Origin of the sequence: Enterococcus sp. DIV0167 (genome assembly GCF_050541555.1) — a bacterium.
Classification (GTDB): Bacteria; Bacillota; Bacilli; order Lactobacillales; family Enterococcaceae; genus Enterococcus; species Enterococcus faecalis.
On sequence record NZ_CP172933.1, the window covers coordinates 1 to 24,015 of the forward strand.

The following is a 24,015-nucleotide window of genomic DNA, read 5'->3' on the forward strand; positions in this document are numbered from 1 at the left end:
ATGCCCGACGTGGAAAGTTTTTGGCATAGCCTTGAAGAAGCCTATCAAGCGATTTTGTCGGCGCCAAGTTTTGATGCTTGGATTAAAACCACACGCCCTTTGAAATTAGACAACAATCAATTGTGGCTAGAAGTCCCTTCTGCAGTTCATCGTGATTACTGGGAAAAAAATCTTTCGGCAAAAATTGTCGAAACTGGATTTAAATTGACCGGTGCAGAAGTGATGCCCCATTTTGTTGTTGCCGATGAAAAAGACGCAGCACTGGCACAAGAACTCGAAGAACCTGCCGAAGAAGAAATTGTTTTTAGTGAACAAAGTAAAAAAGCGATGCTTAATCCTAAGTACACTTTCGACACCTTCGTTATTGGTAAAGGAAACCAAATGGCTCACGCTGCAGCGCTTGTTGTTGCGGAGGATCCGGGTTCGATTTACAATCCCCTTTTCTTCTATGGTGGTGTAGGGTTAGGGAAAACCCATTTGATGCATGCCATTGGTCATCAAATGTTAGTGAATCAACCAGATGCCAAAGTCAAATATGTTAGTAGCGAAACGTTTACGAATGAATTTATCAACTCAATTCAAACAAAGACATCCGAACAATTTCGGAAAGAATATCGCAATGTTGACTTATTATTAGTCGATGATATTCAATTTTTGGCGGAAAAAGAAGCAACATTGGAAGAATTTTTCCATACCTTCAACGATCTTTACAATGAAAATAAACAAATTGTTTTAACAAGTGATCGCCCGCCGAATGATATTCCAAAATTACCTGAACGATTAGTTTCTCGCTTTGCTTGGGGTTTGTCTGTTGATATCACCCCGCCTGATTTAGAAACACGGATTGCAATTTTGCGCAAAAAAGCAGATGCCGAGCGTTTAGAAATTCCGGATGATACACTAAGTTATATCGCTGGTCAAATTGATTCCAACATCCGTGAATTAGAGGGTGCTTTGGTCCGCGTTCAAGCCTTTGCAACTATTAATGGAGAAGATATTACCACTAGTTTAGCGGCGGACGCCTTGAAATCTCTAAAATCAGTTGGTAGTAAAAATCAATTGTCCATCTTACAAATTCAAGAAGAAGTATCCAAATATTATCATGTGCCTCTTAAAGATTTAAAAGGGAAAAAACGGGTGAAAACAATTGTAGTTCCTCGTCAAATCTCAATGTATCTTGCTAGAGAAATGACCGACAATTCCTTGCCAAAAATTGGTGCCGAATTTGGCGGCAAAGATCATACAACGGTAATTCATGCGCACGAAAAGATTCAGCAATTATTGGAAAAAGATCCAGCGATTCAAAAAGAAGTCAGTGAAATTAAAAATTTATTGAACTCTTAGGATGTGGAAAACTAAACAAAAAAGAATAAAGTTATCCACAACTTATACACAAGTGGATAACTTAGTAAAATCAATGCTCTTTTGACTTTTCCACAGAATCAACATGCCCTATTACTTTTATTATTTATTTATATATAATATACAAAACAGTGGCGTACAAAATTAGAACGTATTGAAAATACTTAAAAAGGAGTTTACATTATGAAATTAACGGTCAAACGAAGTGTCTTTTTACAAGAATTACAAACTGTTCAACGAGCAATTTCTTCTAAAACAACGATTCCAATCTTAACGGGTGTTAAAATTGTGTTATCAGAAGATGGCTTATCACTTACTGGGAGTAACGCGGATATTTCAATTGAAAGTTTTTTAAGTAAAGATGATGAAAAAGCTCAAATGACGATTGAACGCACAGGTAGCATCGTTTTACAATCTCGTTTCTTTGGCGAAATTATTCGTAAATTACCAGAAGATATGTTCACAATGGAAGTTCTAGATAACAATCAAGTTGCAATTACTTCAGGAAAAGCTGATTTTACGGTCAATGGATTAGATGCTGACAATTATCCGCACTTACCAGTAATTGATACTCAAAACCAAATGAAATTACCTGTTCATTTATTGACAAAAATTATTAGTGAAACAGGTTTTGCTGTATCGATGCACGAAAGTCGTCCAATTTTAACTGGGGTTCACTTTATTTTAGAAAATCAAAAATTACTTGCCGTTGCGACAGATTCACATCGTTTAAGTCAACGTGTGATCCCGACAGAACAAGCAGTAGAAGACTTTAACATTGTAATTCCAGGAAAAAGTTTAACTGAACTTTCTCGTTCATTAACCAATGAAGAAGAAATGGTTGAAATCAGCATTATGGAAAATCAAGTGCTATTTAAAACAGAAACAATGTACTTCTATTCTCGTTTGTTAGAAGGAAATTATCCTGATACCAACCGTTTAATTCCAACTAGCCATAACACGCAAATTGAATTTTATGTACCAGAACTGCTTTCAGCAATCGAACGTGCCTCTTTACTTTCTCATGAAGGACGTAACAATATTGTTCGCCTTTCAATTTCACCAGATTCTGTTGTTTTATATGGAAATTCACCTGAAATTGGAAAAGTCGAAGAAGCGTTAAACTATGAAAATGTTTCTGGTGAAGCGTTGGATATTTCTTTCAACCCAGATTATATGAAAGATGCGTTGCGAGCGTTTGGCGATATGAATATTACCGTGAAATTCCTTTCTCCAATTCGTCCGTTTACATTGGAGCCAACCGAAACAGAACTAGATTTCATTCAACTAATTACACCGGTTCGTACAAATTAATCATGTTTAAAAAAGACCTTCGGAAAATCACTATGATCGCCGAAGGTTCTTTTTTGTCGTCTGTTTAAAGCCGATAAACGCTGCTAGATAAGCTTTTTAAAACTAGAATAGCTTTTACGCTAATATGATTGTGAATGTTTGAACTATCGTTTGACGAATAAATTCTGCCTTTTTTTCGTGGATAAAGAAAAAAGCCCTTTAATTTTTCGTTTAAGAGCTGTTCATTTTTTTATGAACATTTCCTAGTGAAAGAAGTTTACGTTGCTTAAAACGACGCTCAGACCTCTACAAGCTACTTTTCTTCATTGCGCGCCCTCTTCGTTTGTCTTTGAGTTACCCCTAATTGTTTTTTAGTTAAACGCTACGCGTCATTTCTGCCAAATCAGGCCCCTTTTTTCTCAAGAAAATATCAATTTCCGTTTTAAAATGCTTTTTAAGAGTTTTTTTATCCTAATAATATTTTCGGTCATTTAGAATTAAAATTGCTTAGAATGAAAATTAGACAGATAAATTTGTTTTCTCTTATGAAAAAGGGTATAATATATATGAGAACGTATTAGAAAAAAGAGGGATGCACATTGAAAAAAACGTTTGTTTTAGCAACTGAGTATATAACGCTTGGTCAGTTTCTTAAAGAAATCAACGTCATTGGTAGTGGCGGCCAAGCCAAATGGTATTTGGCAGACAATAGCGTGTTTGTTGATGGCGAGTTGGAAAATCGTCGCGGACGGAAACTTTATGCGGGCATGATGATTGAGATACCTGAAGAAGGTACTTTTTTTATGGTGAAAAACGGAAACGAGTCCGACGATGCGGCTGAATGAGCTGACACTTCAGCATTATCGTAATTATGAAACAGTCAGTTTAGATTTTCCAAAAACGTTAAATCTTTTTTTAGGCGAAAACGCCCAAGGAAAAACCAACTTGTTAGAAAGCATTTATGTTCTAGCAATGACACGAAGTCATCGAACCAGCAATGAAAAAGAATTAATTGGCTGGGAACAAGCAGCAGCTAAAATTAGCGGTGTGGTTGAAAAAAAGACAGGCACCGTGCCGTTGGAAATTTTAATTTCCAACAAAGGACGTAAAACCAAGGTTAATCACATTGAGCAAAAAAGGCTCAGTGCGTACATTGGGCAACTGAATGTTATTTTATTTGCCCCAGAAGATTTATCTTTGGTGAAAGGCTCACCTCAAGTCCGCCGGAAATTTATTGACATGGAACTCGGACAAGTGAGTCCTATTTATCTTTATGATCTTGTCCAATATCAGTCTGTTTTAAAGCAACGGAACCAATACCTAAAACAACTAGCTGAAAAGAAACAAACAGATACTGTTTATCTGGATATTTTGACAGAGCAGCTAGCTGAATTTGGCGGGAAAGTTCTATACGCTCGGTTAGGTTTTCTTAAAAAATTAGAACACTGGGCAAACTTACTCCATCAAAAAATTAGTCATGGACGCGAAACGCTCACCATTGACTACGCATCAAGCATCCCAATTGACAACACGGATCTTTCCTTAGAAGCACTTCAAAATCAATTGCTCCAACAATTAATGAACAATCGTAAGCGTGAATTGTTTAAAGCGAATACTTTTTTAGGCCCTCATCGTGACGATTTGCTATTTATTGTCAATGGTCAAAATGTTCAAACGTATGGCTCACAAGGCCAACAGCGGACGACAGCTTTAAGTATTAAATTGGCAGAGATTGATTTGATGCATTCAGAAACAGGAGAATATCCTGTGTTATTACTAGATGATGTCATGAGTGAATTAGATAATGAACGTCAAATTCACTTGTTAGAAACGATTGAAGGCAAAGTTCAAACGTTCTTAACGACAACTAGTTTAGATCACATAAAAGACAAGCTAACAGTTGAACCAGATATTTTTTATGTTCAACAAGGCAAGATAGAAAGGAATTCAGCGACATGACAGAAGAAGAAAAAAACATGAGAGAACGTGCGCAAGAATATGACGCTAGTCAGATTCAAGTTTTGGAGGGCTTAGAAGCTGTCCGGAAACGTCCTGGTATGTACATAGGTTCTACTAGTGGCGAAGGGTTACACCACTTAGTATGGGAAATCGTTGACAACTCTATCGACGAAGCCTTAGCAGGATTTGCTAAATCAATTCAAGTAATTATCGAACCAGACGATAGTATTACTGTTATCGATGATGGTCGTGGAATTCCAGTCGGGATTCAAGCCAAAACTGGTCGCCCAGCTGTGGAAACAGTGTTTACAGTGCTACATGCCGGCGGGAAATTTGGCGGTGGCGGCTATAAAGTATCAGGTGGCTTGCACGGTGTTGGTTCCTCTGTTGTTAATGCTTTATCGACCAGTTTAGATGTTCGTGTTTATAAAGATGGCAAAGTGTATTACCAAGAATATCGTCGTGGTGCGGTTGTTGATGACCTAAAAGTTATCGAAGAAACGGATCGTCACGGAACCACTGTTCACTTTATTCCAGATCCTGAAATTTTTACAGAAACAACCGTTTATGATTTTGATAAATTAGCAACACGGGTTCGTGAATTAGCCTTTTTAAATCGAGGCTTACACATTTCAATTGAAGACCGTCGTGAAGGACAAGAAGATAAAAAAGAGTATCACTATGAAGGCGGGATTAAGAGTTATGTTGAGCATTTAAATGCCAATAAAGACGTTATTTTCCCAGAGCCAATCTTCATTGAAGGAGAGCAACAAGATATTACAGTGGAAGTGTCAATGCAGTATACAGATGGCTACCACTCAAATATTTTAAGTTTTGCCAACAATATTCATACTTATGAAGGCGGAACGCATGAATCTGGTTTTAAAACTTCTTTAACACGTGTGATTAATGACTATGCACGTAAACAAAAATTGATGAAAGAAAACGATGAAAAATTAACTGGGGAAGATGTTCGTGAAGGTTTAACCGCAGTGGTTTCCATCAAACATCCCGATCCTCAATTTGAAGGACAAACGAAAACGAAATTAGGGAACTCAGAAGTACGGACCGTTACGGATCGTTTATTCTCAGAATACTTTACAAAATTCTTGATGGAAAATCCAACAGTCGGTAAACAAATTGTCGAAAAAGGTATGTTGGCCTCAAAAGCTCGTTTAGCCGCTAAAAGAGCCCGTGAAGTCACCCGTCGTAAAGGCGCGTTAGAAATTAGCAACTTGCCAGGGAAGCTGGCTGATTGCTCAAGTAAAGATCCGGAAAAATGCGAATTATTTATCGTCGAAGGAGACTCGGCCGGCGGTTCAGCAAAACAAGGACGTAGCCGTGAATTCCAAGCCATTTTACCAATTCGTGGGAAAATCTTGAATGTTGAGAAAGCCAGCATGGATAAAATTTTAGCCAATGAAGAAATTCGGTCATTATTTACAGCTATGGGAACAGGCTTCGGCGAAGATTTCGATGTTTCTAAAGCACGTTATCACAAACTAGTGATTATGACCGATGCCGATGTCGATGGTGCGCATATTCGAACGTTGTTATTAACCTTGTTCTATCGCTTCATGCGGCCAATTGTTGAAGCTGGTTATGTGTATATTGCCCAACCACCACTATATGGTGTGAAACAAGGGAAAAACATCACCTACGTTCAACCGGGCAAACATGCTGAAGAGGAACTAGCAAAAGTGTTAGAAGAATTACCTGCTTCACCAAAACCAAGTGTTCAACGTTACAAAGGGTTGGGTGAAATGGATGATCACCAACTTTGGGAAACAACAATGGACCCAGAAAAACGATTAATGGCGCGAGTGAGTGTCGATGATGCCATTGAAGCTGACCAAATTTTTGAAATGCTAATGGGCGATCGTGTGGAACCACGTCGTGCGTTTATCGAAGAAAATGCCCATTACGTGAAAAACTTGGATATTTAATGTGTCGCAACGTTGTAAGAGACGCTAGAACATATATTTAGAGGGGAAAAAATTCATGAGTGAAGAAATTAAAGAAAACATTCAAGACGTCAATCTGACCAGCGAAATGAAAGAATCTTTCATTGACTACGCAATGAGTGTTATCGTAGCCCGCGCGTTACCTGACGTTCGTGACGGTTTAAAACCTGTTCATCGCCGAATCTTATATGGAATGAACGAATTAGGGGTAACCCCTGATAAACCACACAAAAAATCAGCCCGGATTGTTGGGGATGTTATGGGTAAATATCACCCCCATGGGGACAGTGCGATTTACGAATCAATGGTGCGGATGGCACAACCTTTTAGTTATCGGGCTATGTTAGTTGACGGCCACGGAAACTTCGGTTCCGTCGATGGTGACGGCGCTGCCGCTATGCGTTATACCGAAGCACGTATGAGTAAAATTGCTTTAGAAATGCTACGAGATATTAACAAAAATACAGTCGATTTCCAAGGAAACTATGATGATTCAGAACAAGAACCAGTAGTTTTACCTGCTCGTTTTCCAAACTTACTAGTTAACGGAACAACGGGGATTGCGGTGGGGATGGCAACAAATATTCCACCACACAATTTAAGTGAAGTGATTGATGCAACAAGTTTATTGATGGACAATCCTGATGTAACGACGAATGAATTGATGGAAGTGTTACCTGGACCAGATTTTCCAACAGGCGGTTTAGTGATGGGGAAATCAGGGATTCGCCGAGCATATGAAACGGGGAAAGGTTCGATTACAGTTCGTGCAAAAGTTGAATTGACTGAAATGCCGAATGGAAAAGAACGTATTTTAGTAACTGAATTGCCTTATATGGTGAATAAAGCCAAATTAATCGAACGAATTTCTGAATTACACAGAGATAAACGAATTGAAGGAATTACTGATTTGCGGGATGAATCTTCTCGTGAAGGCATGCGGATCGTCATCGATGTTCGTCGAGATGTGAGTGCCTCTGTTGTATTAAACAACTTATACAAAATGACTGCCTTACAAACATCTTTTGGTTTTAACATGTTAGCCATCGAAAAAGGCGTACCGAAAATTTTAAGCTTGAAACGTATTTTAGAAAATTACGTCGAGCATCAAAAAGAAGTCATTACTCGCCGGACGATTTTTGACAAAAACAAAGCAGAAGCACGGGCGCATATTTTAGAAGGTCTACGAATTGCCTTAGATCATATCGATGAAATCATTGCCATTATCCGTGGATCACAATCAGATGACGAAGCAAAAGCAACGTTAATTGAACGCTTTGAATTTTCAGATCGTCAAGCGCAAGCGATTTTAGATATGCGTTTACGCCGTTTAACAGGCTTAGAACGCGACAAAATTGAAAATGAATATCAAGAGCTATTGAAATTCATTGCGGACTTAGAGGACATTTTAGCCCGCCCAGAACGCGTCATTGAAATCATTAAAACAGAGTTAAATGACGTTCGCACAAAATTTGGTGATGCACGACGCACAGAATTATTAGTAGGTGAAGTCTTAAGTCTTGAAGATGAAGATTTAATCGAAGAAGAAGAAGTCGTGATTACATTAACCAATAACGGCTACATTAAGCGGATGGCAAACTCTGAATTCCGGGCGCAACGCCGTGGCGGACGTGGTGTCCAAGGCATGGGCGTTCATGATGATGATTTCGTGAAAAACCTAGTTTCTTGTTCAACACACGACACATTATTATTCTTTACGAACACTGGGAAAGTTTACCGAGCAAAAGGTTACGAAATCCCTGAATACGGTAGAACAGCAAAAGGAATTCCAGTGATTAACTTACTGGGAATTGATTCTGCAGAAAAAATTCAAGCGATTATTTCTGTTGAGGGCAAAGCGGAAGCCGGTAAATACTTGTTCTTCACAACCTTAAAAGGAACCGTCAAACGGACAGCCGTAACAGCCTTTTCTAATATCCGTAGTAATGGATTAATCGCCATTAGCTTAAAAGAAGATGATGAGTTAGTTAACGTAGTAACGACTAATGGCAATCAGAAGATGATTATCGGAACACATGCAGGATACTCTGTCACATTTGATGAAAATACTGTACGTGATATGGGCCGGACAGCATCAGGTGTTCGTGGAATCCGTCTCCGCGAAAATGATTATGTGGTCGGCGCAGCGATTCTGGATGAAAATAAAGAAGTCCTAGTCATTACTGAAAATGGTTATGGTAAGCGTACAAAAGCTTCTGAATATCCAGTTAAAGGACGTGGCGGTAAAGGGATTAAGACAGCAAATATCACTGAGAAAAATGGTCCATTAGCTGGTTTAACCACGGTCAATGGGGATGAAGATATCTTATTGATTACGAACAAAGGCGTCATTATCCGCTTTAACGTTGATTCTGTTTCTCAAACAGGACGCGCAACATTAGGGGTTCGTTTAATGAGAATGGAAGATGGTGCCAAAGTGGTAACAATGGCCGTTGTAGAACCAGAAGAAGTGGGAGAAGAAATCGTTGAAGTTGTAGAAACAACATCAGAAACAGAAGAATAACATAAAAAAGTTTCGCCAGTTGGCGAAACTTTTTTATTGGGGCTTTTCAAAACTATTTCTTGCTTTTGTCCATCAATTAGCATATAATTAGAGATTGTGAACTACCTTTTTAGGTATGTTCTCCTTGCTCTTAGCCAACTAAGAGCCTTGAAGTCCATAGGGAGGTGAAAATCAATGAGTCAAGATACGAAGTACGAAATCATGTACATTATTCGTCCGAACATTGATGAAGAAGCAAAAACTGCTTTAGTAGAACGTTTCGACACAATCTTAAAAGATAACGGAGCAGAAGTTATCGAATCTAAAGATTGGGAAAAACGCCGCTTAGCATATGAAATGAACGGATTCCGTGAAGGCATCTATCATATCGTTAATGTTACTTCTCCATCAACAGCTGGCGCAATCAACGAGTTTGATCGTTTAGCAAAAATCAATGACGATATTATCCGTCATATGATCGTGAAGGTAGAAGCATAATTTGTTTCACATGAAACATTTATTGACGAAAGGAGATGTTTTGAATGATTAATAACGTTGTATTAGTCGGAAGATTGACAAAAGATCCTGACTTACGTTACACCGCTAGTGGTTCAGCTGTTGCGACCTTTACACTTGCTGTAAACCGTAACTTTACGAATCAAAATGGTGACCGTGAAGCAGACTTTATCAACTGTGTGATTTGGCGTAAACCCGCAGAAACAATGGCTAATTATGCCCGTAAAGGTACATTATTAGGTGTTGTCGGAAGAATTCAAACTCGTAACTACGAGAACCAACAAGGTCAACGTGTCTACGTAACTGAAGTGGTTTGTGAAAACTTCCAATTGTTAGAATCTCGTTCTGCTTCAGAACAAAGAGGAACTGGCGGCGGTAGCTTTAATAACAACGAAAATGGTTATCAATCACAAAATCGTAGCTTTGGTAATAACAATGCCGGTTCTGGATTTAATAACAACAACAATAGTTTCAATCCATCATCTTCTCAGTCGCAAAACAATAACGGTATGCCTGATTTCGATAAAGATTCTGATCCATTTGGTGGCTCAGGTTCATCTATCGACATTTCAGATGATGATTTACCATTCTAAACGAATTTGATAGGAGGGAACAAGAATGGCACAACAAAGAAGAGGCGGACGTAAACGTCGTAAAGTCGACTACATCGCAGCAAACCACATCGAATACATCGATTATAAAGATACTGAATTGTTAAAACGATTCATTTCAGAACGTGGCAAAATTTTACCACGTCGTGTTACAGGTACTGGCGCTAAAAACCAACGTAAATTAACGATTGCTATTAAACGCGCACGTATCATGGGATTATTACCATTCGTTAGTGACGAACAATAATTTTATGACAATTTCCAGAACCAAAGAGCTTGCTCTTTGGTTCTTTTTTATCTTGACTAGTGTTTCACGTGAAACATAACAAGGTTCGCAGAATGAAGTGTTTTGTGATAAAATAAAGGATGAAATAACTAGTGAATCACCAGAGCAATATGCTCGTTGGAACAAGTCGCCTCAAAGGTCTGCAGAAAGATTGGAGGCAAAAAAATGCAAAAGAAGAGAATTCAAAAAAACGGTTTCTTAATTGTTGTGGGTCTTCTCTTAGTAGAATTTCTCCTCTATTTCTTACTAACAAATAAATGGCTGCTATTGGCGGTAATTATCGCATTAGATATCTTTCTCTTAGTGGTTATTCGGCTGTTGATTAGAGATGTAGAAATTACAAACGTAGAAAAGATTCAAGAAGCAAGTTCCATTGCTGAACAATCGTTGGATTATGTTGTAAATGAAGTACCTGTGGGAATTATTACGTATAACGGGGAAACACGCGCGGTAGAATGGCTTAATCCTTATGCTGCTTCTATTTTTAATAAAGACAATCAGCTAACGTTAACCGCTAGCCAAGTTACGTCTTATTTAGAATTAGCAGAACGAAACCAAGATATTTTTACGATTGACGAAAATACCTATCGCTTTAGCGTCAATAAAGAACAACATACAATTACTTTTGAAGATATCACTAAAGAAAGTAATTTGTATCAAGAAAAAGTCGAAATGCAAACGGCTATTGGCATTGTGTCTGTCGATAATTATGATGATGTCACCGATACAATGGATGAGAAAGAAATTTCTTATTTGAATAGTTTCATTACGACGATGGTTTCTGATTGGATGGACCAATACAAAGTTTTTTATAAGCGAATCAACGCAGAACGTTATTTTTTCATTGCCCAATGGGAAGATATTCAAAAAATGATGGACGAAAAATTTTCTATTTTGGATACGATCCGTAAGGAATCAGCTAACCATGAAGTAGCCATTACGTTAAGTATGGGGATTGCTTATGGGGGGCCAACATTAGATCAAACCGGGACCACGGCTCAAACAAACCTAGATACAGCTTTAGTACGTGGCGGCGATCAAGTGGTTGTAAAAGAAGCCAAAGATGAAGCGAAGCCGTTATTTTTTGGTGGAAAAACGGCAGTAACGACGAAACGTTCCCAAGTACGTTCTCGCGCAATGAGCATGGCAATTAAGGGAATTATTGCGGAATCTGCTGACATCTATATTATGGGCCATCGTTATCCAGATATGGATGCGTTAGGTTCAGCATTTGGTGTTGCTCGTTTAGCTTCGTTTAATAATCGAAAAGCGTGGATTGTTTTAGATGAAAATGAAATCATTCCCGATGTCAAAAGAGTGTTAGAGGCGATTAAAGAGTACCCAGAATTAGAAGAGCGCATTATTAGTCCTAAAGAGGCAATGAAGCGCAAGAAAGAAAGTAGCTTATTAGTTATGGTAGATTACCATAAACCGTCTCTATCGATCTCACAAGAGCTCTATGAGCGTTTTGATAAAGTGGTAATCATTGATCACCATCGACGAGGAGACGAATTTCCAGCAAAACCCTTGCTTTCTTATATTGAATCTTCTGCCTCTTCTGCTTCAGAATTAGTCACAGAATTGATCGAATACCAAAGTAATAGCGCAAATAAACTGCAGGCCTTTGAAGCAACCATGATGTTGGCGGGAATTGTGGTTGATACGAAAAGTTTCAATACACGAACGACAGCGCGAACATTTGATGTGGCTAGTTATTTACGAACTTGTGGAGCAGACTCATCTTTAGTACAATATCTATTAAGTTCTGATCTTACAAGCTATCTGGAAATGAACAACTTAATCTCTAAAAGCGAATATGTCACAAAAGATACCGTCGTTGTTGCCGGGAGTGAAGACAAAGAATATGATAGTGTCACAGCTGCCAAAACAGCGGACACATTACTTTCTATGGCAGGGATTAATGCAGCATTTGTCATTACCAAGCGGACGGATCAACAGATTGGCATTAGTGCTCGGAGTAATGGTTCAATTAATGTCCAAATTATTATGGAAAATTTAGGTGGTGGCGGTCACTTTACTAATGCGGCAGTACAATTATCAAACGTAACAGTAGCAGAAGTAAAAGAGCAACTACTTGATGTAATTCGTCAAAATATTAATGAAATGTATGAACAGGAGTGAAGGAAATGAAAGTCATTTTTTTACAAGACGTTAAAGGAAAAGGAAAAAAAGGGGACGTAAAAGAAGTGCCAACTGGTTACGCCCAAAACTTTTTAATTAAAAATGGTTATGCGAAAGAAGCCAATAAAGGGAGCATGAGTGCGTTAGCGGGTCAAAAGAAAGCCCAAGAAAAACATGAAGCAGAAGTTTTAGCACAAGCAAAAGAAATGCAAGCCTTTTTAGAAGATGAAAAGACTGTTGTAGAGATTAAGGCAAAAGCTGGAGAAGACAGCCGTTTATTTGGCTCAATTCCTTCAAAACAAATTGCAGAAGCCTTAAACAAACAATACAATGTAAAATTGGATAAACGCAAAATCGAATTAGCCAACCCAATTCGTTCTCTAGGTTACACTAACGTACCAGTCAAACTACATCATGAAGTTACAGCGAAAATTAAGGTTCATGTCGTAGCGGAATAATACAATCGATAAAAAAGAAGCCGATTTCTCCGGCTTCTTTTTTATGCAAAATAAATTACTCAAATTATTTTTATAATATTTAAAAATCAAATACACAACAATTTAAATTAACGAAAGTATTATATTTTTATTAATTGTATATTTTTAAAAATTGGAAAGTGAACTAAAAATAGAGAAATCAGCAGAGAAAAAATGTACTTTTTTTAATGAAATTGTGTTAAAATGGATAGACTAAATGAACCAGAAAGTAAGACATCGTGGGAGAGAACAAAATGAATGAATTATTGCAAGATAGGGTACCGCCACAAAATATTGAAGCGGAACAAGCCGTTTTAGGTTCTATTTTCTTAGATGCAGATGTGCTAATAGAAGCGATGGAATATGTGGAACCTAAAGATTTCTATCGTCGTAGTCATCAGTTGATTTTCCAAACGATGATGACCTTAAGCGACCGAAATGAAGCGATTGATGTAGTAACAATCAAAGATCGCCTAGAACAAGAGAATTTGTTAGAAGATGTTGGCGGACTAAGTTATCTGTCAGATTTAGCTTTAGCTGTACCGACAGCTGCCAATGTCATTTATTATGCAAAAATTGTTGAACAAAAATCGTTGCTGCGCAACTTAATCCAAACCGCTACAGAGATTGTAACTAAAGGCTTTGAGCAAGGTGAAGATGTTGAATCTATTTTGGATGATGCAGAACGAAGCATTTTAGAAGTCTCTGAAAAGCGGAATCGCAGTGGCTTTTTATCAATTTCAGATGTTCTAAATACAACTATTGCGAATATTGACCAATTATACCAAAATGATGAAGAGATTACTGGTTTACCTACAGGCTATCAAGCATTGGATAAAATGACTGCTGGCTTGCAAGCGGAAGAGCTAATCATTCTAGCGGCCCGTCCAGCGGTAGGGAAAACCGCTTTTGCATTAAATATTGCCCAAAATGTCGGCACCAAAACAGATAAAGCTGTCGCTATTTTTAGTTTAGAAATGGGGGCAGAGTCATTAGTGAACCGGATGCTTTGTGCAGAAGGATCCATTGAGGCCAGCCATTTAAGAACAGGGCAATTATCTGAAGAAGAATGGCAAAACTTAATTATTGCGATGGGTAGTTTGTCCCGTGCGAATATCTATATTGATGACACACCAGGGATTAAAATTACCGAAATTCGTGCGAAATGTCGTAAATTAGCACAAGAAAAAGGCAACCTAGGTCTAATTTTGATCGACTACCTACAATTGATTGAAGGAACTGGAAAAGAGAACCGCCAACAGGAGGTTTCTGATATTTCACGTCAATTAAAAAAATTAGCGAAAGAATTAAAAGTCCCAGTTATCGCTTTGTCACAGCTTTCTCGTGGCGTGGAACAACGTCAAGATAAACGTCCTGTGTTAAGTGATATTCGTGAATCAGGTTCCATTGAGCAAGATGCCGATATCGTTGCCTTTCTTTATCGTGATGATTACTACGATCGTGGTGAAGGAGAAGACGGCGATCATGAGCCACCAGAAGTTGACAATGTTGTAGAAGTTATCATTGAGAAAAACCGTAGTGGTGCGCGTGGAACGGTCGAATTACTTTTCATTAAAGAATATAATAAATTTTCTTCGCTTTCGCCGAGGACAGAATTTTAAAAAAATGAACTCATTTTTTGAGTTCGTTTTTTTGCTTATTAAGGGATTAAAATCAGAGAGTAAAACACGAACAATATTCGTATATTTTATTATTTTACAAAAACATAACTAAAAATGTTCGTATTTTTGACAGAAACGCTTTTGATTGTGAAAGAATATTCGATTTTTACCCTTGAAAGGGACTGGTTTTACTGGTACAATGATTCAGGACAAAAAAATTATGAACGAGGTGTTCGAATGTCATCAGTAGTAGTTGTTGGAACGCAATGGGGCGACGAAGGTAAAGGAAAAATTACAGACTTTCTAAGTGAAAACGCAGAAGTGATCGCTCGTTACCAAGGCGGAGATAACGCCGGACATACCATTAAATTCGACGGCGTAACGTATAAATTACATTTAATTCCTTCAGGGATTTTCTATAAAGAAAAAATTAGTGTAATTGGTAACGGCGTAGTTGTGAATCCAAAATCTTTAGTAAAAGAATTAGCTTATTTAAAAGAAAATAATGTTGCCACTGATAATTTACGTATTTCAGATCGTGCCCATGTCATCTTGCCGTATCATATTAAATTGGATCAATTGCAAGAAGATGCGAAAGGTGAAAACAAGATTGGGACAACGATTAAAGGAATTGGCCCAGCCTACATGGATAAAGCAGCACGGGTGGGAATCCGTATCGCTGATTTATTGGATAAAGAAATTTTTGCGGAACGTTTGCAAATTAACTTAGAAGAAAAAAATCGTCAATTCGTTAAAATGTTTGATAGCGAAGCCATTGAATTTGATGATATTTTTGAAGAATACTATGAATACGGACAACAAATTAAACAATATGTTACAGATACTTCGGTTATTTTAAACGATGCATTAGATGCTGGAAAACGGGTTTTATTTGAAGGGGCACAAGGTGTCATGTTGGATATCGATCAAGGAACCTATCCATTTGTTACTTCCTCTAATCCAGTAGCTGGTGGCGTAACTATCGGTAGTGGCGTTGGTCCATCAAAAATTAATAAAGTGGTTGGTGTCTGCAAAGCGTACACTTCACGTGTCGGTGACGGCCCATTCCCAACAGAATTATTTGATGAAACAGGAGAAACCATTCGTCGTGTCGGTAAAGAATACGGAACAACAACAGGACGTCCGCGTCGTGTCGGTTGGTTTGATTCAGTAGTTATGCGTCATTCAAAACGTGTATCAGGGATTACAAACTTGTCATTAAACTCGATTGACGTGTTAAGTGGTTTAGAAACGGTGAAAATTTGTACAGCTTATGAACTTGATGGTGAATTAATTTATCATTATCCAGCAAGCTTGAAAGAATTAAGCCGCTGTAAACCAGTTTATGAAGAATTACCAGGTTGGTCTGAAGATATCACTGGTTGGAAAACTTTAGCCGATTTACCAGCTAATGCTCGTAACTACGTGCATCGGATTTCAGAATTAGTTGGTGTGCGCATTTCAACATTCTCTGTAGGTCCAGACCGTAACCAAACGAACGTTTTAGAAAGCGTTTGGGCACAAATTTAAGCAGATTTTTAAGGGAACGTAAAGGATGGCTTATGCCAGTTCAGCCTTTACGTTCTTTTTTAATTTTATATAAAAATGAAAAACTATGGTAAAATAAAAGAAAACATGAAGGGGGCAATTGTCCGTGAATTATCAATTAGTGACAGATTCTTGTTGTGACTTGCCGTATACATACTTAAAAGAAAACCAAGTACCTTTTATTAGCATGAATATTCAAATTGACGGGAAAGAATATCGCGATGATTTAGGTGAAACGTTTGATTATCAGAACTTCTTAACGGCTATTAAAAATGGAAGTATGCCCACTACCTCTCAAGTTAATGTAGGACGCTACAATGAATTTTTCCGTCCTTTTGTGGAGCAAGGGTTACCGGTGATTTATTTAGCTTTTTCATCTGGGTTAAGTGGCTCTTATCAAAGTGCGTTGCAATCAGTAGAGATGTTAAAAGAAGAATATGATAATGTAGAAATTCATATTATTGACACAAAAGCAGCTAGCTTAGGTCAAGGGATGTTAGTCCGAGAAGCCATTCGATTACAAACAGATGGTCATTCATTAGGAGAAGTTGTTGCCTATCTTGAAGAGCAAAAAATGAAACTTCACTCGTGGGTAACGGTAGATGATTTAAAACATTTAGAACGTGGCGGACGGATTTCTAAAACAGCGGCTGCACTTGGTGGCTTAATGAACATTAAACCAATTATTCGCGTGGATGCGGCAGGCAAACTAGCATCCGTTGGTAAAACTCGTGGACGAAACAAGTCCTTGCAAAAGATTGCGCAAGAAACGATTCAAGGCATTGTAGAGCCAATGAAACAAACACTGTTGATTGCATATGCAGGAACGAAAGATGACGCGGAAAAAGTCAAAGAATTAATTGAAAAAGAAATAGAAGTTAATGAGATACTGATTTATCCTCTAGGACCCACCATTACTAGTCATACCGGAATAGGTTGTATTGCTGTGTTTTCTTTTGGTGAAAAAAGAAAATAAAAAATAGAGAAGTCATTAAAAAATGACTTCTCTATTTTTTTAATAATCTGAACTGAATAAAACGTCCATTTGTTTTTGAATTTCTGGGTTTTCCAAGAATTCGTCATAGGTTGTTTCTGCCCGATCAATGACCCCTTTATCAGAAACAGCAATAATTCGGTTCGCTAATGTTTGGATAAATTGGTGGTCATGTGAAGCAAAAAGAATTGAACCAGTGAAAGCCATCAACCCATCATTTAACGCAGTGATTGATTCTAAGTCTAAGTGGTTCGTTGGATCATCTAAAACTAAGACATTGGCTTTGGAAAGCATTAATTTTGAAAGCATGACACGCACTTTTTCGCCTCCGGAAAGAACATTGACTGGTTTTAGTACCTCTTCACCAGAGAATAACATCCGACCTAAGAAACTACGTAAGAACGTATTGTCATCTTCTTCTTTACCAGCAAATTGACGTAACCAATCTAAAATGGTTAATGGCTCTTCAAAGTCTTTGCTGTTGTCTTTTGGTAAATAAGCTTGGCTAGTTGTAACGCCCCAACGAACAGAACCTGTATCGGGAGTAATTTCGCCCATAATCACTTTGAATAACGTAGTCGTTGTAATATCTGAGTCAGCGATGAATGCCACTTTATCATCTTTTGTTAAGTTGAACGAGATATTATCTAAGATTTTTTTGCCATCAATCGTTACAGAGACATTTTCAACTTGTAATAAGTCATTGCCGATTTCACGTTCTGGTGTAAAACCAACGAATGGATAACGACGAGAGGAAGGTTGAATATCATCTAAGGTAATTTTATCTAACATTTTTTTACGAGACGTTGCTTGTTTTGATTTTGAGGCATTGGCGCTAAAACGAGCGATAAAGTCTTGTAATTCTTTGATTTGTTCTTCTTTTTTGGCATTAGATTGTGCTTGCAATTTTGTCGCTAGTTGGCTTGATTCCAACCAGAAATCATAGTTACCAACGTAAAGTTTGATTTTACTAAAGTCTAAATCTGCCATGTGAGTGCAGACTTTGTTTAGGAAATGACGGTCATGGGAAACCACGATAACGGTATTTTCAAAGTTGATTAAAAATTCTTCTAACCAATTGATTGAGCGGGTGTCTAAACCATTTGTCGGCTCGTCTAATAGTAAGACATCTGGTTTACCAAAAAGAGATTGAGCTAATAATACTTTGACTTTTTGACCAGCTGTTAATTCGCTCATTTTTTGATCATGTAATTCTTCTGGAATGTTTAGCCCTTGGAGTAAAACAGCTGCTTCAGGTTCTGCTTCCCAACCGTCAAGTTCAGCAAATTCGCCTTCTAGTTCTGCGGCACGAATCCCATCTTCATCTGAAAAATCTTCTTTCATATAGATAGCATCTTTTTCTTTCATTACTTCGTAAAGACGTTTATGTCCCATAATTACAGTTTCTAAAACAGTGTAGTCTTCGTAGTCAAAGTGATTTTGTTTCAGCGTTGCTAGTCGCTCATTAGGACCCATTGAAACCACGCCAGTTGTCGGTTGAATCTCACCTGATAAAATTTTAAGAAACGTTGATTTTCCTGCACCGTTTGCGCCGATTAAGCCGTAACAGTTGCCAGGAGTAAATTTAATATTCACTTCTTCAAAAAGTTTACGATCTGGAAATTGTAAACTTACATCATTAACAGTAATCAATTGTTTTCCTCGCTTTTAATATATTCTTGAACCTCTCTGCATTATATCGGCTACAGAACCTTTTTTCAAGGAGTTTCAATCTTTTTACAGAAACGAATAAAAAGGTGGGTTTTTTATAGAAAAAAGGCGCTTTTTTAAAATGTTTCATGTGAAACAGAATTTTTTTTCATGAAAGGGTTTTTAGTGTATTTTTTTAATGATACACTGTATCATGTAAATTAATTAGTGTATCGATTAAAGGAGCCATCAAAAATGAAGCGGATTGAAAAAATCTATCAATATGTTAAAGAGCAAACGAAGAATTTAACGCCAATGACCTTAACAAGTGATGCGGGAGTCACGACACAAGAAATTTCAGAACGTTTAAACATTCAGCGGACCAATGCTAGTAAAGATTTGAATCAACTGGTTCGTGAAGGGCGCTTGAAAAAATTATCTGGTCGACCAGTAAAATATGTCGCGCAGGTGGCGTTTCAGCATCGACCATTAACCAAGCCAGTTAAAAGTTATCGGGAAAAATCAATGGATCACTCCACAAAAACTTTTATCGAACCATTGGTTGAACCAGTAGTCACGACCAGCAAAACCCCAGAAGTTGAAGATATTTTCAAAAAAATTATCGGTTCAGCTGGAAGCATGAAAACGCCGGTTGAACAAGCCAAAGCAGCGATTTTATATCCGCCAAAAGGCTTGAATTGTTTAATTACTGGACCAACAGGTTCTGGGAAAACTTATTTTGCTCATGCCATGTTTCAATTTGCGAAGCTGAACCAAATTGTGGCCAAAGAAAAAGAGTTTGTGGTGTTTAACTGTGCAGACTATGCGCATAATCCAGAACTTTTGATGTCGCACTTATTTGGGTATGTAGAAGGGGCCTTCACAGGCGCTACGAAAGCAAAAGAAGGGATTATTGATGAAGCAGATGGCAGCATTCTGTTTTTAGATGAAGTACATCGGTTACCACCCGAAGGACAAGAAATGATTTTTTATTTTATGGATCACGGCGTGTACGCGCGTTTAGGTGAAACAGTGAAATCACATCATGCGGATGTTCGGATTATTTGTGCTACGACGGAGAATCCTACTTCTTCTTTATTGAATACTTTTGTGCGACGCATTCCGATTATCATTCAATTACCGAACTTTAGTGACCGTCCTGCGAAAGAAAAAATTGACCTCCTAAAAGTGATGGTTTCAATGGAAGCAGCGCGGATTCAACGGCGAATCTCTTTGTCAGAAGATGTGGTCAAAGCGTTAATCGGAAGTGTTTCTTATGGAAATGTCGGTCAGCTAAAATCGAATGTGCAACTTGTGACTGCGCGAGGGTTCCTTAATCAGATGGAACAAGAGGAATTAATGATTACGATGGACGAATTAACGGACAATATTAAAGAAGGCATTATGCAACTTGCCAGTAATCGAGAAGTATTGTCGGAGTTGTCGAAATATCTGGAACCGCAATTAGTGGTATCACCAAATGAATCTTTAGTAGCTATTCAGTCAGATGCCTATGAATTGCCTTACAATCTATATGAGATTATTGGAGATAAAGCGGCTCTCTTAAAAGCAGACGGCTTGGACCAAGAACTAATTAATAATTTTATTACAACGGATATCAATGTTCATTTAAAATCTTTCTACAAAGATTATGGGTTCACCTTTGATACAGAAAATAAATTGGCCGAAATTGTGGACCAACGAATTATTGATGTCACTAAGAAAATTTATAATTTTGCAGCGAAGCGGTTATCGTATTCGTTTCAACCCAACTTTATTTATGCAATGAGTTTACACATTAGTTCTTTCTTGAAACGCATCCAATTAGGCAAAGATCCTAAGCATCCTTTAAATGAAAGTATTCGAAATATGGTTTTAGATTATCCAACAGAGTTTGAAACAGCGAAAGAAATTAAAAATATTATTGAAAGTAGTTATCAGATGGAGATTCCTGAATCTGAAAGTTACTATTTAGCTGTTTTGCTCATTTCTTTAAGAGAAAATCCTGAGGCTGGCCGGATTGGCATTGTCGTGGCTGCGCACGGAAATAGCACCGCTAGCAGTATGGTACAAGTGGTTTCTCAATTGTTAAATGTTGATAATTTGAAGGCTGTGGATATGCCGTTAGATATGCCACCGAAAGAAGCTTTGCGTAAAATCGTTGAAGCAGTTGGTGAAGTGAATGAAGAAAATGGCGTACTATTATTAGTGGACATGGGTTCATTAAGTACGTTTTCAGAAGAAATTGTACGCCAGACAGGCATTGATGTGCGGACAGTAGACATGGTGACCACGCCAATTGTTCTTGAAGCGGCCCGCAAAACCGCATTAATTGATACGCAATTGGAAACACTTCACGAGTCTTTAAAAAACTTTCATGGCTATGCCGATATTCGCCAAAGTGAAACGAAACAAATCATTGAAAATTGGAAAACAAGAGCAATTATTGCTATCTGCGCTTCTGGAGAAGGAACTGCGCGCCGAATGAAAGAGCTTATTGAGGAAGCTGTCTTGCCACAAATAGACTGGCATTTAGAAGTGATTCCTTTGTCCATTGTAAATATGAAAGAAGTCTTGCCTAAAATTCAAGAAGACTATGAAATTATTGCGACAACTGGGATTACCAATCCCAAAATTGGAGTTCCTTATATTTCCATGGAAAATTTCTTTTCCGGTGAAGCAGAAAAAATTATTCAGCAATTACTAGCAGAGCGGAAAGAAGAAGTAATGAATAAGCCGTTGGACGAAGCGGCAGCAAAAGAAATTTGTCTCAAATATATGGAGCAAAGTTTCACTTTCATTAATGGAAAAAAAATCATTGAGCTGTTGTGGTCATTCGCTAAAAATATCCAAACCCAATTAGCGATGCCAGAAGAGTACACATTTTACATCAATTTGATTATGCACACATCGGGCATGTTGGAGCGTATTTTACGGAATGATACACTGACGGTTTCAGAAAAGGAACTTGGTCGATTGGTTCAAGAACCAATTTATCCAGTGATTGTGGCCTCAATTGAGACTATGGAAGAAGCTCTTAATATGGATATTCCAGCAGAAGAAGTTTATTTTATCGCACAGTTAGTCAAAAATGCCCAGTGTATCGAAGATAAAATCACCGAAATTGATACACTAGATTAATACAGAAAAATAGATACACTATTTATTAGTGTATCTATTTTTTAATTTTCTTAAAAAAACCTATAATTTTCTAGGTTTCGAACCGATACACTAAAGTTGGCACGAAACTTGCTTATAATAAGGTGTCCCTTTTTACCTAAAATTTTTAAGTAAAAAGACAAAGGTCCTAACCTTTAAAAATGAATTTAAAGGAGCATTCCCGATGGTAATGGATATTCGTTTAGCTCGAATTGATGATCGATTAATTCATGGCCAAGTAGCAACTGTTTGGGCAAAATTGACGAACATTAATCGCATTTTAGTGGTTAGTGATTCCGTTGCTCATGACAATTTGAGAAAAGCCTTGTTGGTTCAAGCTGCTCCACCTGGTGTCAAAGTAAATGTCATCACTGTTCAAAAAATGATTGATGTTTACCCTGATCCTCGTTTTGATTCGTTTCGAGCCATGTTGTTATTCACTAATCCTTTGGACGTGAAACGAGTGGTCGAAGGCGGTGTACAACTAACTTCTGTGAATATTGGCGGAATGAGTTTCAGCACAGGCAAGCGAATGATTACGAATGCAGTCGCAGTGGATGCCAACGATTTAAAAGCATTTCTGTTTTTAAATGAACAAGGTATTGAATTGGAAATTCGAAAAGTCGCAGCAGACAGCCAAGTGAATTTGATGGATTTACTGAAAAAAGAGCGTAGCAAAGAAAATAACGCCAGCTGACGTTCATTTTTACAGACGAAAGACATTGAAAGGATGTGGTGGCCTAGGACCAACATCATTGCTTCATGAACTGTATTGATAAAGGCAAGTGCTGATGTTGAAAAAAATCAAGAACTATTGAAATTTTTTCATTTATTTTTGTCAGAATCTGATTTATCTGATTTTTTTCAAAAAGTGAAAGCGTTTAGCAGTACAACCATGAAAAAAAACATCAATTATACAGGAGGTATAAAAATGGTAGGAATTATCCTAGCAAGTCACGGTGAATTTGCTGAAGGGATCTTGCAATCTGGTGCAATGATCTTTGGCGAACAAGAAAATGTAAAAGCAGTTACGTTAATGCCTAGCGAAGGTCCCGATGATGTAAAAGCAAAAATGCAAGAAGCCATTGCATCGTTTGACAATCAAGACGAAGTACTATTTTTAGTTGACCTATGGGGAGGAACACCATTTAACCAAGCGAACTCATTGTTAGAAGATCATAAAGACAAATGGGCAATCGTTGCAGGTATGAACTTACCAATGGTTATTGAAGCATATGCTTCTCGTTTCTCTATGGAATCAGCACAAGAAATTGCGACACACATTCTTGAAACAGCAAAAGATGGTGTCAAAGTTAAACCAGAAGAGTTACAACCAGCAGAAGCACCAAAAGCTGCTGCGACAGAAGATGCACAGCCAAAAGGTTCGTTACCACCAGGTACAGTTGTTGGCGATGGCAAAATTAAATTCGTGCTAGCACGTATTGATTCACGTTTATTACATGGTCAAGTAGCAACAGCTTGGACAAAAGCAACACAACCAAACAGAATTATTGTTGTTTCTGATGCCGTTGCAAAAGATGACTTACGTAAGAAATTAATCGAACAAGCAGCTCCTCCAGGAGTAAAAGCCAATGTTATTCCAATCAGTAAAATGATTGAAGTAGCGAAAGATCCACGTTTTGGCAATACAAAAGCATTATTATTATTTGAAAATCCTGAAGACGTCTTAAAAGTGGTTGAAGGCGGCGTAGAAATCCCAGAAGTAAACGTTGGTTCAATGGCTCACTCTGTTGGAAAAGTCGTTGTAAGCAAAGTATTATCAATGGGTCAAGAAGACGTTGATACGTTTGATGAATTAAAAGCCAAAGGCATCAAATTTGATGTGCGTAAAGTGCCAAATGATTCAAAAGCGAATATGGACGAAATTTTGAAAAAAGCAAAAAATGAGTTAGCAAACGCGTAACTCGCC

18 protein-coding genes are annotated in these 24,015 nt (G+C 37.8%); 17 read left to right on the forward strand and 1 reads right to left on the reverse strand.

Annotated features, from left to right (window positions below):
* The 14 genes from dnaA (at position 1) to IGM09_RS00070 (ending at position 17,258) form a co-directional block, all read left to right on the forward strand.
* Positions 1 to 1,344 carry a chromosomal replication initiator protein DnaA gene (gene dnaA, locus IGM09_RS00005; protein ID WP_010707915.1) on the forward strand — a complete coding sequence of 448 codons (1,344 nt, stop codon included), beginning with the start codon at positions 1 to 3 and terminating at the stop codon, positions 1,342 to 1,344.
* A gap of 201 nt (positions 1,345 to 1,545) precedes the next feature.
* Positions 1,546 to 2,676, forward strand: a complete 1,131-nt coding sequence (gene dnaN / locus IGM09_RS00010) for a DNA polymerase III subunit beta (protein WP_002356014.1) — start codon at positions 1,546 to 1,548, stop codon at positions 2,674 to 2,676.
* Between the two features lie 578 nt (positions 2,677 to 3,254).
* Positions 3,255 to 3,500, forward strand: coding sequence for a S4 domain-containing protein YaaA (gene yaaA / locus IGM09_RS00015; protein ID WP_002356015.1), 246 nt, complete (start codon positions 3,255 to 3,257; stop codon positions 3,498 to 3,500).
* A complete protein-coding gene (gene recF / locus IGM09_RS00020; RefSeq protein ID WP_002356016.1) occupies positions 3,487 to 4,614 on the forward strand; it encodes a DNA replication/repair protein RecF in 1,128 nt (375 codons plus the stop codon). The genes yaaA and recF overlap by 14 nt, the downstream gene beginning before the upstream one ends.
* Positions 4,611 to 6,560, forward strand: coding sequence for a DNA topoisomerase (ATP-hydrolyzing) subunit B (gene gyrB, locus IGM09_RS00025; protein ID WP_002359210.1), 1,950 nt, complete (start codon positions 4,611 to 4,613; stop codon positions 6,558 to 6,560). Before recF ends, gyrB begins: the two co-directional genes overlap by 4 nt.
* A gap of 55 nt (positions 6,561 to 6,615) precedes the next feature.
* The gene (gyrA, locus tag IGM09_RS00030) at positions 6,616 to 9,102 is read left to right on the forward strand and encodes a DNA gyrase subunit A (protein WP_010823334.1); all 2,487 of its coding nucleotides are present in this window, start codon (positions 6,616 to 6,618) and stop codon (positions 9,100 to 9,102) included.
* A gap of 174 nt (positions 9,103 to 9,276) precedes the next feature.
* Complete coding sequence (gene rpsF / locus IGM09_RS00035; protein WP_002356019.1) at positions 9,277 to 9,579, forward strand: 30S ribosomal protein S6; 303 nt, start codon at positions 9,277 to 9,279, stop codon at positions 9,577 to 9,579.
* A 44-nt stretch (positions 9,580 to 9,623) separates the two neighbouring features.
* On the forward strand, positions 9,624 to 10,190 hold the full coding sequence (ssb, locus tag IGM09_RS00040) for a single-stranded DNA-binding protein (RefSeq protein ID WP_002364599.1): 567 nt from the start codon (positions 9,624 to 9,626) through the stop codon (positions 10,188 to 10,190).
* A gap of 25 nt (positions 10,191 to 10,215) precedes the next feature.
* Entirely contained in the window at positions 10,216 to 10,455 is a 240-nt protein-coding gene (rpsR, locus tag IGM09_RS00045) for a 30S ribosomal protein S18 (RefSeq protein ID WP_002356021.1), read from the forward strand.
* Positions 10,456 to 10,611: 156 nt separating this feature from the next.
* Positions 10,612 to 12,636, forward strand: coding sequence for a DHH family phosphoesterase (locus IGM09_RS00050; RefSeq protein WP_002363542.1), 2,025 nt, complete (start codon positions 10,612 to 10,614; stop codon positions 12,634 to 12,636).
* A gap of 5 nt (positions 12,637 to 12,641) precedes the next feature.
* Positions 12,642 to 13,094, forward strand: coding sequence for a 50S ribosomal protein L9 (gene rplI / locus IGM09_RS00055; RefSeq protein ID WP_002356023.1), 453 nt, complete (start codon positions 12,642 to 12,644; stop codon positions 13,092 to 13,094).
* 272 nt (positions 13,095 to 13,366) lie between these two features.
* Positions 13,367 to 14,734: a replicative DNA helicase gene (gene dnaB / locus IGM09_RS00060; protein WP_002381331.1), complete on the forward strand. Its 1,368-nt coding sequence runs from the start codon at positions 13,367 to 13,369 to the stop codon at positions 14,732 to 14,734.
* Between the two features lie 237 nt (positions 14,735 to 14,971).
* Positions 14,972 to 16,264 carry an adenylosuccinate synthase gene (locus IGM09_RS00065; protein WP_113826128.1) on the forward strand — a complete coding sequence of 431 codons (1,293 nt, stop codon included), beginning with the start codon at positions 14,972 to 14,974 and terminating at the stop codon, positions 16,262 to 16,264.
* Between the two features lie 124 nt (positions 16,265 to 16,388).
* Positions 16,389 to 17,258 carry a DegV family protein gene (locus IGM09_RS00070; RefSeq protein ID WP_002359214.1) on the forward strand — a complete coding sequence of 290 codons (870 nt, stop codon included), beginning with the start codon at positions 16,389 to 16,391 and terminating at the stop codon, positions 17,256 to 17,258.
* Between the two features lie 39 nt (positions 17,259 to 17,297).
* Here IGM09_RS00070 and IGM09_RS00075 read toward each other — a convergent pair whose 3' ends face one another.
* Entirely contained in the window at positions 17,298 to 18,929 is a 1,632-nt protein-coding gene (locus IGM09_RS00075; protein ID WP_002359215.1) for an ABC-F family ATP-binding cassette domain-containing protein, read from the reverse strand.
* Positions 18,930 to 19,181: 252 nt separating this feature from the next.
* Between IGM09_RS00075 and IGM09_RS00080 the strand changes: the two genes are divergently transcribed.
* The 3 genes from IGM09_RS00080 (at position 19,182) to IGM09_RS00090 (ending at position 24,009) form a co-directional block, all read left to right on the forward strand.
* Positions 19,182 to 22,067 carry a sigma 54-interacting transcriptional regulator gene (locus IGM09_RS00080; RefSeq protein ID WP_010713659.1) on the forward strand — a complete coding sequence of 962 codons (2,886 nt, stop codon included), beginning with the start codon at positions 19,182 to 19,184 and terminating at the stop codon, positions 22,065 to 22,067.
* Positions 22,068 to 22,269: 202 nt separating this feature from the next.
* Entirely contained in the window at positions 22,270 to 22,782 is a 513-nt protein-coding gene (locus IGM09_RS00085) for a mannose/fructose/sorbose PTS transporter subunit IIB (RefSeq protein ID WP_002385473.1), read from the forward strand.
* 234 nt (positions 22,783 to 23,016) lie between these two features.
* Positions 23,017 to 24,009, forward strand: coding sequence for a mannose/fructose/sorbose PTS transporter subunit IIA (locus IGM09_RS00090; RefSeq protein WP_002356030.1), 993 nt, complete (start codon positions 23,017 to 23,019; stop codon positions 24,007 to 24,009).
* Positions 24,010 to 24,015 lie beyond the last annotated feature (6 nt).

Coding starts and splice junctions, on each gene's coding strand:
- dnaA (WP_010707915.1), top strand. CDS start 1: ATGCCCGACGTGGAAAGTTTTTGGCATAGCCTTGAAGAAGCCTATCAA.
- dnaN (WP_002356014.1), top strand. CDS start 1,546: ATGAAATTAACGGTCAAACGAAGTGTCTTTTTACAAGAATTACAAACT.
- recF (WP_002356016.1), top strand. CDS start 3,487: ATGCGGCTGAATGAGCTGACACTTCAGCATTATCGTAATTATGAAACA.
- gyrB (WP_002359210.1), top strand. CDS start 4,611: ATGACAGAAGAAGAAAAAAACATGAGAGAACGTGCGCAAGAATATGAC.
- gyrA (WP_010823334.1), top strand. CDS start 6,616: ATGAGTGAAGAAATTAAAGAAAACATTCAAGACGTCAATCTGACCAGC.
- rpsF (WP_002356019.1), top strand. CDS start 9,277: ATGAGTCAAGATACGAAGTACGAAATCATGTACATTATTCGTCCGAAC.
- ssb (WP_002364599.1), top strand. CDS start 9,624: ATGATTAATAACGTTGTATTAGTCGGAAGATTGACAAAAGATCCTGAC.
- rpsR (WP_002356021.1), top strand. CDS start 10,216: ATGGCACAACAAAGAAGAGGCGGACGTAAACGTCGTAAAGTCGACTAC.
- rplI (WP_002356023.1), top strand. CDS start 12,642: ATGAAAGTCATTTTTTTACAAGACGTTAAAGGAAAAGGAAAAAAAGGG.
- dnaB (WP_002381331.1), top strand. CDS start 13,367: ATGAATGAATTATTGCAAGATAGGGTACCGCCACAAAATATTGAAGCG.
- IGM09_RS00065 (WP_113826128.1), top strand. CDS start 14,972: ATGTCATCAGTAGTAGTTGTTGGAACGCAATGGGGCGACGAAGGTAAA.
- IGM09_RS00080 (WP_010713659.1), top strand. CDS start 19,182: ATGAAGCGGATTGAAAAAATCTATCAATATGTTAAAGAGCAAACGAAG.
- IGM09_RS00085 (WP_002385473.1), top strand. CDS start 22,270: ATGGTAATGGATATTCGTTTAGCTCGAATTGATGATCGATTAATTCAT.
- IGM09_RS00090 (WP_002356030.1), top strand. CDS start 23,017: ATGGTAGGAATTATCCTAGCAAGTCACGGTGAATTTGCTGAAGGGATC.